Source organism: Ochrobactrum sp. AN78 (genome assembly GCF_029909885.1).
In the GTDB taxonomy this organism is placed as follows: domain Bacteria; phylum Pseudomonadota; class Alphaproteobacteria; order Rhizobiales; family Rhizobiaceae; genus Brucella; species Brucella quorumnocens.
In genome coordinates, this window is the sequence record NZ_JASAMU010000010.1 from 30,281 (window position 1) to 43,868 (window position 13,588).

Sequence of the window (13,588 nt, forward strand, 5' to 3'; positions counted from 1 at the left end):
TCTCCTTCGGAGTTGATTCTACCTCGGCGCGAATTTGCCATTCTTTACGTCAAATGTCATGCCGGAACCGGGCATCAAGTCCCACCATTTCAAGTATTTTATCGCTAAAATAGGGGAGTTTGACAAGTTTAGGGCTTGAGAACGAGCATTTTCGCCCCTGTTGACAAAGTGCTTCATACCTATGAACTATAGCCGAGGTGGTAAAAACTATTTACCACTATGATTACAATTTGATCTTTTAGGCCACGACATTGACGAGGGAGGACGCCACGTGTCGAATGGATTTCTTGCGTTATTTGCATTTTTGCCGATTTTCGTAGCCGGTGTAATGCTGGTTGGATTTCGTATTCAAGCCCGGACCGCCATGCCGGTCACTTACATTGTCACAGTCATTATTGCCATGGCCCTATGGGGTATGAGCGGCAATCGCATCATCGCTTCTACCATTCAGGGCTTGATCCAGACTGCCGGATTGCTCTGGATCATCTTCGGAGCGATCCTGCTGCTTAACACACTGAAGCATTCGGGCGGCATTTCTGCGATCCGGTCTGGTTTCGCACAGATTAGTCCCGATCGACGCATTCAGGTGTTTCTGATTGCGTGGCTTTTCGGTTCCTTCATTGAAGGGGCGTCTGGCTTTGGAACGCCTGCGGCCGTTGTCGCTCCATTGATGGTTGCCGTTGGCTTCCCAGCGCTTGCCGCCGTCACATTCGGTCTCATTATTCAATCGACGCCCGTTTCCTTTGGAGCGGTTGGAACTCCTCTCATTGTGGGCGTTCAGTCGGGCCTCAATCGCGAGGCATTGACGGAGCAACTTCAGGGCGCTGGTTCAAGCTGGGAATACTTCTTTCACGTCATCACGTCGGAAGTAGCCATTCTGCATGCAATGTGCGGCACTTTCATTCCGCTCTTTCTTGTTCTTATCATGACGCGTTTCTTCGGGCGCAACCGGTCGTGGACAGAGGGGCTGGCCATTCTGCCTTTCGCGCTCTTCGCAGCCATTTCATTCACAATACCTTACGCTCTAAGCGCAGTGTTTCTGGGTGCGGAGTTCCCGTCAATGATCGGCGGTCTGGTCGGTCTGGCTTTCGCCACGCTTGCAGCACGTGCCGGATTTCTGATGCCAAAAGACACGTGGGATTTTGCGCCAGCGTCTGAATGGCCGGAAGGCTGGATGGGCAGCGTCGAGATGAAACTCGATGAGCTGACATCACGGAAAATATCGTTGGGACTTGCCTGGACGCCCTACATACTTCTGGCGCTGTTCCTTGTGATAAGCCGTACATTCCCTGCTGTTGGCAGTGCATTGAAGTCGGTGACTTTCGCTGCAACCAATATCATGGGGGAAACCGGAATAAGCGGTGACTTTGCGCCCTTGTTCCTACCTGGAGGGCTGCTCGTCATTGTCTGCCTGATCACGTTCTTCATTCACCGCATGTCTGTAACACAACTATCCAAGGCGTTTGGGGAGAGTACAAAGACGTTGCTCGGCGCTGGCTTTGTGCTGCTCTTCACCGTCCCAATGGTTCGAGTGATGATCAATTCAGGCGTCAATTCAAAGGAGTTGGTAAGTATGCCGCTGATGGTTGCGGATTGGGTGGCTGTCGAGGTCGGCAATATCTATCCATTCTTCGCTCCATCCGTCGGTGCTCTCGGCGCGTTTCTTGCGGGTTCCAATACTGTTTCCAATCTCATGCTGAGTCAGTTCCAGTACGGTGTTGCGGAAGGGCTGGGAATATCCGGGGCTTTGATGGTTGCAGGACAGTCGGTTGGTGCTGCGGCGGGCAATATGATCGCTATTCATAATGTCGTTGCTGCTTCTGCAACGGTCGGATTATTGGGCCGCGAAGGCTTGACGATGCGCATGACCATCATTCCGACGATCTATTATGTGACGCTGGCAGGCACGTTGTTGTTAATCGGCTTCTATGTGCTGGGCATCGGCGATCCACTTGTCGGAGCAGTTGCACAATAACGCTTGAGCAAGCGGCTCTGTGCTACATTGTACAGGGCCGCTTCCCGCCTTTTGCTTGACATTGCAGGTTTATCGCCTTAGAGCCTACCCCAATCTATCCGCGATCTTCAGAACGCGAGCCGCCGACCGGGACCCATTGTGGTATAAAACGATCCCGGAGGTCCACATCCGACAGCGCGATGCGCCCTCGGGTGCTGTACCTCTTTGATTGGTTTTATAACTGGGCTGCTTCTTGAACTGGCAGATATGTGGGACGATCTATCCCTGATGAAGCATTAAGCCTCCTCTCGGATTAAAAGGAAATTCGATGTTTGAATCACTTCAGGAGCGTCTTGGCTCCATTCTGAACGGCTTGACCGGACGCGGCGCTCTCTCTGAAAGCGACGTGACGGCTGCGCTGCGCGAAGTGCGTCGTGCGCTGATTGAAGCCGACGTCTCGCTGGAAGTGGTTCGTTCGTTCACTGACAAGGTCCGCGAAAAGGCTGTCGGTGCGGAAATCCTCAAGAGCATCAAGCCCGGTCAGATGGTCGTCAAGATCGTCCACGACGAGCTTATCGAAATGCTGGGCACTGAAGGTGTCACGGTTGATCTGAATGCGCCTGCACCTGTCGTCATTATGATGGTTGGTTTGCAGGGTTCGGGTAAGACGACCACCACCGGTAAGCTTTCCAAGCGCCTCACGGAGCGTCAGCGCAAGAAGGTGCTGATGGCGTCGCTTGATACGCGTCGTCCGGCAGCGCAGGAACAGCTCCGTCAGCTCGGCATTCAGACGTCTGTTGATACACTGCCGATCATTGCTGGTCAGTCGCCCGTCGAGATTGCCAAGCGCGCCGTTCAGGCTGCGAAACTTGGCGGTCATGATGTGGTCATCCTAGATACCGCAGGCCGTACGCATATCGACGAGCCGCTGATGGTGGAAATGGCGGATATCCGCAAAGCCGCCAATCCGCATGAAATTCTGCTCGTAGCCGATAGCCTCACTGGTCAGGACGCCGTCAATCTGGCACGCAACTTTGATGAGCGCGTTGGCATTACCGGTATCGTTCTGACCCGTATGGATGGTGATGGCCGTGGCGGCGCAGCACTTTCGATGCGTGCCATTACTGGCAAGCCGATCAAGCTGATCGCCACCGGCGAAAAGATGGATGCGCTTGAGGAGTTCTATCCCAAGCGTATTGCCGACCGTATTCTCGGCATGGGCGACATTGTTTCGCTCGTCGAAAAAGCTGCCGAAAACATCGATGCGGAAAAAGCTGCAGCGATGGCCAAGAAGATGCAGTCGGGCAAGTTTGATCTCAATGATCTTGCTGACCAGCTTGGCCAGATGAAAAAGCTCGGTGGCATGGGCAGCATCATGGGTATGATGCCCGGCATGGGCGGAATGAAGGACAAGGCGGCGGCAGCCGGTCTTGACGACAAGGTATTTGATCGTCAGATCGCAATCATCGGTTCGATGACCAAAGCCGAACGCGCCAATCCAGACCTTCTCAAGCATAGCCGCAAGCAGCGCATCGCCAAAGGTTCAGGCACGAATGCTGCCGACATCAACAAGCTTCTCAAGATGCACCGACAGATGGCCGACATGATGAAAGTCATGGGCAAGGGCAAGGGCGGAATGATGAAGCAGATGATGGGCGGTCTGGCTGGCAAGATGGGGCTTGGTGGTCTTGGTGGTGGTATGGGTGGCATGCCTGATCTCTCCAAGATGGATCCCAAGCAGCTCGAAGCGCTGGCCAAACAGGCGGAAGCAGCTGGTCTAACCAAAGGCGGCGGTCTTCCAGGATTGCCCGGTTTAGGTGGACCTAAGCTTCCTGGTCTTGGTGGTGGTCTCCCCGGGCTACCTAAGAAGAAGTGAGTATCATGGCCGACGAACAGAACACCGTACCCGCTGAACTTCTGTCCTTGCGCGCGTCCATCGATAATATCGATGCAGCACTCATCCACATGCTTGCGGAGCGGTTTCGCTGCACCAAGGCTGTAGGTGTCTTGAAAGCCGAGCGCGGCCTTGCTGCTGCTGACCCGGCTCGTGAGAAGCGTCAGGTCGAGCGCCTTCGTGGCCTCGCTGTTGATGCCCATCTCGACCCAGATTTTGCCGAAAAATTCCTGAACTTTATCGTGAAGGAAGTCATACGGCACCATGAGCATGCCGCTGCCAACCACAGCGGAAACTGAATAACCGAACAGAGCGGTTTCAGTGAAAATGAAACCACTCTGTTTGTTTAATTTACGCATTATCCGACGCAAAACCGCTTCGCACTTTTGCTGGAAATGCTCTACCGGATTAACCAATTGCCCGTCAGGGTAGAACTTTTGTCTAAAGGAAAGAAAAAATGGCTCTTAAGATCCGTCTCGCCCGCGCTGGCTCCAAGAAGCGTCCTTACTACCACATCGTTGTTGCTGATGCTCGCGCTCCACGCGACGGCCGTTTCATCGAAACCGTTGGTGCATGGAACCCAATGCTTGCCAAGGACGCTGAACGCGTAAAGCTCGATGGCGACCGCATCCAGCATTGGATTTCGCAGGGCGCACAGCCAACCGACCGCGTTCTTCGCTTCCTCGACCAGGCTGGTCTTGCAAAGCGCCCAGAACGCAGCAACCTGACCAAGGGTGAGCCAGGCAAGAAGGCTCAGGAGCGTCTCGCTCTCGCCAAGCAGGCTGAAGAAGATGCAGCAGCCAAGGCTGCCGCTGCTGCTGAAGCTGCGGCCGCAGCAGCTGCCGCTCCTGCTGAAGAAGCTGCAAGCGAATAATTTTTCGCAATTCGCGATTGGAAAAAAGCGGCGGAGCAATCTGCCGCTTTTTTTATGTGCTGCCACAGGATTGCCCAAAGAGGCCGGATGCGTTCTAGAGCGCCGTGCGCCCTCTTGGGCGCACAAAGGTCGCTCTAACACTTTATATTTACAGCATAGTTTTACCTTAAACTGATTCAAGTTTAAGGATTTATGCTGTAGAGCGTGTCGCGTTTAATCGCACCCATGGTGCTCGCTCTAGATTCTTTTGATTGTCGCATGTTCGCGAACGTTAAATGAATCCATTTAACTGCGACATGCTTTAGAGATCCAGCTCCCATGTCTGGCCAATGAGATCTGCACCGAAAGAATGGTGTGGCTTTTCGTCGATAAGTCGGAAACCAGCTCGTTCATAAAGACGCCGGGCTGCCTTCAATATATCGTTCGTCCATAGTGTGAGGCGGTCATCGCCGACCTTGCGCGCATGTTCAATACAAGTGTTCACAAGCTTGGCACCTACGCTAGAGCCTCGCGTCTCCGGTTCTACATAGAGCAGGCGTAGCTTGCCCAGTTTCGGTCTGTCGCCTCGTACCAGAAATACCGATCCCACGATGCGTCCATCGTTTTCGGCCACCCACGCGGCATCGTGGTCTGGATCGAAGGATTCCATGAAATCGGCTATGATACGGGAGACGAGTGCCTCGTAGTCGCTGTTCCAACCGTATTCATCCGTATAGAGCACAGCCTGCCGATGGATGATCCAACCCAGATCGCCAGGACGCAAGTTACGCAGCTGCACTTCAGCACGCTCTTGTTTGTCGAATAAGCGCGTGATCGTTCCTGCCGCCGTCAGCAGGTCCTTGCGCTGATCCGGTCGCAATTCATCGAGCAGTTCGCCCACGGCCTCGCAGGTGTTTCGTTCCAATGCTGCGAATGTTCTCCGTCCCATCTCCGTCAGTTGTATCGGACGGCTGCGCCCGCCTTCGGGATGCTGCGATGTTTCGATCAATCCACGTTCGGAGAAGCGCTTGAGCGTCCTGCTGAGTTGGCCACGGTCGAGATCGAGAGCGCGCATGATGTCCGCCGCTGTAGGCGCCGGGCGGTGCGCGATTTCATAGAGAATGCGCGCTTCGGTCAGCGTGAACGGGCTGTTGTCGAGATGTGCATTCAGCAAGCCGAGGCGGCGGGTGTAGGTACGGTTGAAGGCACGCAACGTGCCGATGTCGGTTTGGTTGTCCGTCTGTTTCATGCCTCTTTACGCCACGTGCGGCGCCTCCGTATGTTGACACAATCAATATCCAATATGTTGACTAAGTCAACATCCTAATAATGACTGAGCTTACTCCCCGATTTGAATCGTCGGTGAAATGCTTGAAGCCGGCTTTCACGTAGCCTCTGGTTGCTTTCGGTAAACGGGCTGGACGACGAGCAAATTTCGTCTATCTTATTGATTTGACGGCTCGCATTCTCGTGAACACAGATATGCGGGCTCAAGAAGAATTAGTCAGGCGCTTAGAAGGCGCCTTTTTCAGGAGAACACCATGTCGGCCGTGACCGCTATCCGTTCTTTCTCACTTTCAATATTGGGTCGCCGCATTTTCATAGCTCTTGGGCTTGCGGTCCTTGTGCCGCTACTTTCGGCCTGTGGTTTTAACACCATTCCGACCAATGAAGAAAAGGCCAAGGCTGCATGGAGCGAAGTGCAGAACCAGTATCAGCGCCGTGCCGATCTCGTACCTAATCTGGTCGAAACCGTGAAGGGCTATGCCGCTCATGAAAAGGAAACTCTTCAGGCGGTAATTGATGCGCGTGCCAAGGCGACACAGGTGCAAATTACGCCGGAAACGCTCAATAACCCTGAACTCTTCAAGCAGTTTCAGGATAATCAGGCCAACCTTACCAGCGCGCTTTCACGCCTGATGGTGGTTGTAGAGCGCTACCCCGACCTCAAAGCCAACCAGAATTTCCTCGCGTTGCAATCGCAGCTGGAAGGCACCGAAAACCGTATTGCCGTAGCGCGCCGGGATTATATCGAAGCGGTACGTGTATATAATACGGCGATCCGCACCATGCCGACGATGATCTGGACATGGATCTGGTACCGCGATGCTGCGCCGATGCAGACATTCAGTGCGGATGCGGGAAGCCAGACAGCACCCCAGGTCAACTTTAACAATTGATCGGGTTTTCCGTGGCAGCTTTGCTTCCCATGCGTGCGGCGTTTCGCGGCCTGAACCGGCTGCGAAACCTGTTTGCTTTTGTCGCGCTTCTGTTTGCGGTCTTTGCGGCGGTGGGTGCAAATGCGCAGGACACGGCAAAGCCTGCGCAAGTTTTGACCGGGCGCGTGGTTGATGCAGCCGGTATTATTGACCCGACAGCACGGCAGCAACTCACGCAAAAACTCGCCGATTTTGAAGCGAAATCGTCCGATCAAGTGGTGGTGGTGACGGTTCCGAGCCTGAATGGCGAGGATATAGAAACCTATTCCAATCGCTTGTTCAGGGCCTGGGCGCTGGGTCAACGCCAGGAAAATAATGGCATCCTGCTGGTCGTAGCACCCAATGATCGAAAAGTGCGCATTGAGGTCGGATATGGCCTCGAAGGCACGATGACGGATGCGCTTTCGAGCGTCATCATCAATGGTACGATCATTCCGGCGTTTCGCGCCGGAGATTATTCCGGTGGTGTGGTTCAAGGCGTTGACGGGATTTTGTCGGTGCTTTCCGGTGATGCAGCTGAGCTTGAAGCGCGTGCAAAACGCAACGTTCAGACAAGTTCTGGTTCCGACGACGTCGATTGGATTTTTGTCGTTTTCATCACTTTTTGGTGCCTGATCTTCTTCGGAGGCTTTGGCATGGCGATCCTGACGCCAATCTTTGGGCGCAAGATCGGTCCCGGTAAGTATCGCTGGCTGGGTATGGTGGTCGATTTCAACTCACGCGGCGGGTCTGGCGGCGGCGGTTTCTCCGGCGGTGGCGGTGGATGGTCATCAGGCGGTAGTGGCGGTGGCGGCTTTTCTGGCGGCGGTGGTTCGTCAGGCGGCGGCGGCGCTTCGGGTAGCTGGTAGGGGAGGAATCTGTGACAGGTAAAAACCTAATCGGCGGACAAGATCACAAGCGTATCGCTCATGCGATCCGCGATGCCGAGGCCAATACGAGCGGCGAAATCTATGCCGTTCTGGCGCGTTCCAGTGATGATTATTTCTTTGCTGCGGGCTTCGTTGCAACCTGCGGCATTCTCATAACCTCGGTCATTCTTGCATTTCTCGCGCATTGGTACTGGTTCGATATCCGGCTACCGATGTTTGGTCTCGCTATTCTGGCCGCTTTCATTTCGGCGATGCTGGTTCTCTGGTTTCTGCCTTCGATCCGTATGTTGCTGGTGCCGCGCCGCATTCGCTATAAACGCGCCCATCTCAATGCATTGCAGCAGTTTTTAGCGCGCAATGTGCACATCACAGAACACCGCACCGGTATCCTGCTTTTTGTCTCTATGGCGGAGCATTACGCCGAGGTTATCGCCGATGCAGGCATTCACGCGCGGGTCGAGCAGGAAGAATGGAACGGGATTGTTGCAACCCTCATCCATCATGCTTCACGCAAGGAAGTAGCCGAAGGTTTCGTATTGGCCATTGGTCAGGCAGGCTTGTTGCTGGAGAAACATTTCCCCGCTGGTGACAATGATATCAACGAGCTGGACGATCATTTGATCGAGCTTTGATCGGGATTTTCACGGCTCAGATTCGCCCCTGATTTGTGGCAAAATTTAGCTGTTATGACGCTTACGTAAACCTGTTGTGTCACCTGAAGTGTGATTGACGCGAAGCGAAACGGCATATTTCGAAATTTCCCGGAGAGTTTTCGAAGTTTTGTTCCAAATTAAATGGATTAGATGCGAGTTTTCTGACTTTCACGGAAATTTTTGGTTGTTTTCAACGATTTGTCATCGAAACGGATACCCAATCTGCTAGTTTGGCGCGCATTGCCATCATGACAGGAGTATCCGACGTGACTGCAAAGCAGGATCGGTCGAGCAAAATTAAAGGTTCCAAGGCAAGCAAGGAGGAGAGGAAGGGAGGAAAGTCAAAGGCGCTAACCGCGTTTTCGCAGCTTCTCTTCGAATGGGCTCCGCCCGAAGATCTTGCGGCCTACGATGCTGCAGCGCTCGATAAATCTGCCCAATATGGCTACGAGGCGCTTCAATCCTATCGTAAGGGCAAGAGTATTATCAGCGTCGATAACAGCATCGAACGCCATGGCCGCCCCGTCAGCGTCATCACCATCGTCAACGACAATATGCCGTTCCTGCTCGACTCAATCATGGGTGAGCTGAACGATCATGTCAGCCAGATTTTTATGGTCGTGCACCCGGTTTTCGATATCGAGCGGGAAAAAGACGACCTCACAATTCTAGGCGAAGCATCGCAGCTCGCACCCGCCAAGGGCGTTGAGCGCGTAAGCCTTGTGCAGATTCATCTGCCAGCACTCGACAAGCAGGCGAAAGCTAATCTGACCGCCGCGATCAAGCGTGTGCTCGGACAAGTCCGTTCCGCTGTCAGCGACTGGAAGCCGATGATGAAGCGCCTTGATGGCGCTATCGCCGATTACAAGCGGGTTCAGGAATTGACGGGTAATGCCGCAATGCCGGAAGCAATCGCCTTTCTCGAATGGCTGCGCGATGATCGTTTCATCTTCCTCGGCATGCGTGAGCTGACCTTCAAGGGCAAGGGGGACAACCGCGAACTGGTTCCTGTCAAGGAAACACTGGGTATCCTGAACGACAGCGAAGTGCGTATCCTCCGCAAGGATGACGACGACACGGTGACACCACGCGAAATCACCGACTTCCTCGACAGCAATGAACCACTGATCGTGACCAAGGCAAATTCGCTTTCGCTGGTCCATCGCCGGTCTTATCTTGATTATGTCGGCGTGAAGATTTTTGGTCCGAAAGGTGAAGCCATCGGCGAACTTCGTCTCGTCGGACTGTTCACCTCCGTTGCCTACACGAGCTCGGTCGCGGGTATTCCTTTCATTCGCTCCAAAGCCGACGCAGTTATCAAGCATCTCGGCTTTAACCGCGAAGATCATTCGGGCAAGGCACTTATCAATGTGCTTGAAGAATATCCACGCGATGAGCTTTTCCAGATCGATACGGAAAGCCTGACGGCCAATGCCGAATTGATCCTGGCATTGGGTGAGCGTCCGCGTGTGCGCGCCGTTCCGCGCCTTGATCGCTTTGGCCGCTTCGCAACTGTGCTGGTCTACATCCCGCGTGACCGTTATGACTCGGTCGTGCGTGAGAAGATCGGTCGTTATCTCGTCGAGATTTACAGTGGTGACAGCTTCGAATTCCATCCGGTTTTTCTGCAAAACGGCCTGACCCGTGTGCAGTTCGTCATCCGCCGTCATGAGCGCTCGACGCCACATGTGGATCGCGAAGAACTGGAGGCGGAAGTGCGTGCCATCGTGCGCACTTGGGAAGACGCGGTGCGCGAAAGCTCGGATAGTGCGGATGCGAAGACTGTCGCATTAGCTGCAAGCTTCCCGCAATCTTATCGAGAAATCTTCACTGCACCTGAAGCCCTGATTGACGCAGAGCGCATAGCTGGCCTCAGTGCCGAGGCACCGCTTTTCGTGGACTTCTATCGCTATCGCACCGATGGGCCGGATGCGGTTTCGCTGAAGCTTTATCATCATGGTGCGCCGGTTGTGTTGTCGCAGCGGGTGCCGCTTCTGGAAAACATGGGCTTCCGTGTCGTCAGTGAGCAGACCATTGATTTGCCGCAAGCAGGCAAAGACAGCGCTCCGGTCTATGTCCATGATATGCAGCTTGTGAACGCCTATGGTGCTCCGGTCGATCTGTCTGACGATGGCGAGATGCTGGAAGATGTGTTCCGCAATGTCTGGGATGGGCTGGCGGATAATGACGGCTATAACGCACTGGTGCAGACAGCACGTCTGACCGCGCGCCAGATCATGATCCTGCGCTCTTATGGCCGTTATCTGCAACAGGCAGGTATCGCCTATTCGCAGGGCTTTATCGCAGCCGCATTAAACCGCTATCCAGAAATCGCCAGCGACCTTTATTCGCTGTTTGACTTGCGCTTTAACCCATCGGCCAAGCGTCGCGAATCTGCAGAAAAGAAGCTGGTTGATGGTATCGAAACGGCACTGCTCGGAGTACCGAGCATTGATGACGACCAGATACTGCGTCGTTTCCGTAATCTGATCGAAGCCACGTTACGTACCAATGCCTATCAGCCGGATGGCGAAGGCAAGCCACGCGTGACCTTTGCGTTCAAGCTCAATCCACGGCTTGTGGAAGGGCTGCCTGATCCGCGTCCATATCGCGAAATCTTTGTTTATGGTCCTGAAGTGGAAGGCGTTCACCTTCGCTTTGGCGCTGTTGCGCGCGGTGGCCTACGCTGGTCGGACCGCGCACAAGATTACCGCACAGAAGTCTTGGGTCTTGTGAAGGCCCAGCAGGTCAAGAATGCGGTGATTGTGCCAGTGGGTGCCAAGGGCGGCTTCTATCCGAAGCGTCTGCCGGTTGGCGGCGATCGCAATGCGGTGTTCGAAGCCGGTCGTGATGCCTATAAGGTTTTCATCTCTACGCTTCTGTCGGTCACCGATAACATCCATGACAATGATGTTGTGCCGCCTGCGGAAGTCGTGCGTCATGACAATGACGATCCTTATTTCGTTGTTGCTGCCGACAAAGGCACAGCTACCTTCTCGGATACAGCTAACGCGATCAGTCAGGCGCACGATTTCTGGCTGGACGATGCTTTCGCATCGGGCGGCTCTGCCGGTTACGACCACAAGGGCATGGCGATTACCGCGCGTGGAGCATGGGAAGCCGTGAAGCGGCATTTCCGTGAGTTCGACAAGGATATTCAGACCGAGCCGTTCACGGTTGCGGGTGTGGGCGATATGTCGGGCGACGTGTTCGGTAATGGTATGTTGTTGTCGGAGCAGATCAGGCTTGTTGCCGCATTTGATCATCGCGACATCTTCATCGATCCCGATCCGGTTCCTGCAGACGGTTTTGCAGAGCGCAAGCGTCTGTTCGATCTGCCGCGTTCAAGCTGGCAGGATTATGATCGTTCGAAGCTTTCGGCTGGTGGTGGCGTCTATAGTCGCAGCCAGAAGACGATTACGCTGTCGGCAGAAGCTGCAAAAGCTATCGGCCTTAGCAAAACCACAGCATCGCCTCAGGAGATTATGACGACGATCCTGAAGGCGCAGGTCGATCTTCTGTGGTTCGGCGGCATTGGTACCTATATCCGTTCGACGGCGGAAACGGATGCTCAGGTTGGTGACCGAGCCAATGATGCAATTCGTATCACGGGTTCTGAAGTGCGGGCGCGGGTGATTGGCGAAGGTGCAAATCTTGGCGTCACGCAGCGCGGCCGTATCGAATATGCGCTTACTGGCGGCCGCAGCAATACCGACGCTATCGACAATTCAGCAGGCGTGAATTGCTCGGACGTCGAGGTCAACATCAAGATCGCACTGGCCGCGGCAATGCGTTCGGGTAAGTTGAAGCGTCCTGCACGCGACAAGCTGCTGGTAAGCATGACGGATGAGGTTTCGGAGCTGGTGCTGCGTAACAATTATCTGCAGCCGCTCGCGCTTTCCTTGAGCGAACGTCAGGGCCTTACAGAGCTGCCTTATCAGGCACGCTTCATGGCCGAGCTGGAAACCCGAAAGCTGCTTGACCGCAAGGTTGAGTATCTGCCTTCGGATGCGCTTCTGAATGAACGCCAGAAATCTGGTCAACCGCTGACACGTCCAGAACTTGCTGTGTTGCTTGCCTATGCCAAACTGTCGTTATCGGATGATCTGGTAGCAAGCAGGCTTCCGGACGAGCCTTATTTTGATCAGCTGCTGTTCGGTTATTTCCCCAAGCGCATGGTCAAAAACTATGCCGAGGAAATTTCCAACCACCGTCTGAAGCGGGAAATTGTTGCTACTTTGCTGGCTAATGATGTCATCAATCGTGGGGGCATCACCTTCATCAGCCGTCTGGCTGATACGACGGGCAAGTCGGCTGCCGATATCGTGCGGGCTTATGTGGCAGTGCGTGATGGCTTCGAGATCAATGCGATTTATGATGCCATCGATGCGCTTGATAACAAGGTGACGGGCGATGTGCAGAACCAGTTCTATCATCTGGTTGGTGAAATGCTGCTGTCGACCACCGCTTGGGTGCTCCGCAACGATACAACGCGAGCCAATCTCACAGAACTAGTGAACACGATCACGACGGCACGTGCAGCTCTTGAGCCACGCTTCGATGGCCTGATGCCAGACTACCTCATCGAGGCCGTACAGGCAGACAAGGCAGCCTTCGTCGAGAAGGGCGCGCCTGAGAAGCTTGCTCAGCGTCTGGCCAATCTGCAGCTTGCAGGCATCATGCCAGATATTGCTTTGATTGCGCATCTTGCGTCTGCTGATCTGGTGGCGACCGCCAAGACCTATTTTGGTGTTTCGGAAGCCTTCCGCATCGGTCGTATCGAGGAAGCGGCACGTACCATCCCCGTCACAGATTATTATGACGGTCTGGCATTGTCGCGTGCGAGCGATACGATCACGCAAGCGGCACGTGGTATCACGATTGCAGCGCTCAAGAAGCACGGGAAGGATAAGGATCCGGCGGCAACATGGTTCGCTGAAGATGCAGCACGCATCGATCAGGTCAAGAACCGTATGGTTGCTTTGACCGAGGGCGGTGATCTGACCGTGTCTCGGCTGGCCGTTGCTGCGGGGCTTATGTCTGATTTAACTCAGTAAGCCACGACAACTCTGGGTTAAAGGGGCGGCTTCGGTCGCCCCTTTTTGTTTATTGTGGGCTTTAGCAGCGCAGTATAAGGTCCAGCTTA

9 protein-coding genes are annotated in these 13,588 nt (G+C 54.3%); 8 read left to right on the top strand and 1 reads right to left on the bottom strand.

The window, feature by feature from the left end; genetic code table 11:
* The first annotated feature begins 271 nt into the window (after positions 1 to 271).
* The 4 genes from QBD00_RS17335 to rpsP all read left to right on the top strand — a co-directional run bounded on the left by QBD00_RS17335 (position 272) and on the right by rpsP (position 4,722).
* Positions 272 to 1,975, top strand: coding sequence for an L-lactate permease (locus tag QBD00_RS17335; protein ID WP_264233630.1), 1,704 nt, complete (start codon positions 272 to 274; stop codon positions 1,973 to 1,975).
* A gap of 307 nt (positions 1,976 to 2,282) precedes the next feature.
* Complete coding sequence (ffh, locus tag QBD00_RS17340; protein WP_095447418.1) at positions 2,283 to 3,830, top strand: signal recognition particle protein; 1,548 nt, start codon at positions 2,283 to 2,285, stop codon at positions 3,828 to 3,830.
* 5 nt (positions 3,831 to 3,835) lie between these two features.
* Positions 3,836 to 4,147 (top strand): chorismate mutase, encoded by a 312-nt coding sequence (locus tag QBD00_RS17345; protein ID WP_095447417.1) that lies wholly within the window; start codon positions 3,836 to 3,838, stop codon positions 4,145 to 4,147.
* Between the two features lie 158 nt (positions 4,148 to 4,305).
* Positions 4,306 to 4,722, top strand: a complete 417-nt coding sequence (gene rpsP / locus QBD00_RS17350) for a 30S ribosomal protein S16 (protein ID WP_095447416.1) — start codon at positions 4,306 to 4,308, stop codon at positions 4,720 to 4,722.
* A gap of 301 nt (positions 4,723 to 5,023) precedes the next feature.
* Here rpsP and QBD00_RS17355 read toward each other — a convergent pair whose 3' ends face one another.
* Positions 5,024 to 5,950, bottom strand: a complete 927-nt coding sequence (locus QBD00_RS17355; protein ID WP_318580107.1) for a helix-turn-helix domain-containing GNAT family N-acetyltransferase — start codon at positions 5,948 to 5,950, stop codon at positions 5,024 to 5,026.
* Between the two features lie 292 nt (positions 5,951 to 6,242).
* Here QBD00_RS17355 and QBD00_RS17360 point away from each other — a divergent pair, with 292 nt between their 5' ends.
* The 4 genes from QBD00_RS17360 (at position 6,243) to QBD00_RS17375 (ending at position 13,499) form a co-directional block, all read left to right on the top strand.
* Positions 6,243 to 6,881: a LemA family protein gene (locus tag QBD00_RS17360; RefSeq protein ID WP_318580108.1), complete on the top strand. Its 639-nt coding sequence runs from the start codon at positions 6,243 to 6,245 to the stop codon at positions 6,879 to 6,881.
* Between the two features lie 29 nt (positions 6,882 to 6,910).
* Entirely contained in the window at positions 6,911 to 7,768 is an 858-nt protein-coding gene (locus QBD00_RS17365; RefSeq protein WP_318580157.1) for a YgcG family protein, read from the top strand.
* 11 nt (positions 7,769 to 7,779) lie between these two features.
* The gene (locus tag QBD00_RS17370) at positions 7,780 to 8,421 is read left to right on the top strand and encodes a TPM domain-containing protein (protein WP_095447413.1); all 642 of its coding nucleotides are present in this window, start codon (positions 7,780 to 7,782) and stop codon (positions 8,419 to 8,421) included.
* Between the two features lie 287 nt (positions 8,422 to 8,708).
* The gene (locus QBD00_RS17375) at positions 8,709 to 13,499 is read left to right on the top strand and encodes an NAD-glutamate dehydrogenase (RefSeq protein WP_095447983.1); all 4,791 of its coding nucleotides are present in this window, start codon (positions 8,709 to 8,711) and stop codon (positions 13,497 to 13,499) included.
* Positions 13,500 to 13,588 lie beyond the last annotated feature (89 nt).

Excerpts from the sequence above, each read along its gene's own strand:
- rpsP (WP_095447416.1), top strand. The coding sequence starts at position 4,306 with ATGGCTCTTAAGATCCGTCTCGCCCGCGCTGGCTCCAAGAAGCGTCCT.
- QBD00_RS17360 (WP_318580108.1), top strand. The coding sequence starts at position 6,243 with ATGTCGGCCGTGACCGCTATCCGTTCTTTCTCACTTTCAATATTGGGT.
- QBD00_RS17365 (WP_318580157.1), top strand. The coding sequence starts at position 6,911 with ATGCGTGCGGCGTTTCGCGGCCTGAACCGGCTGCGAAACCTGTTTGCT.
- ffh (WP_095447418.1), top strand. The coding sequence starts at position 2,283 with ATGTTTGAATCACTTCAGGAGCGTCTTGGCTCCATTCTGAACGGCTTG.
- QBD00_RS17345 (WP_095447417.1), top strand. The coding sequence starts at position 3,836 with ATGGCCGACGAACAGAACACCGTACCCGCTGAACTTCTGTCCTTGCGC.
- QBD00_RS17355 (WP_318580107.1), bottom strand. The coding sequence starts at position 5,950 with ATGAAACAGACGGACAACCAAACCGACATCGGCACGTTGCGTGCCTTC.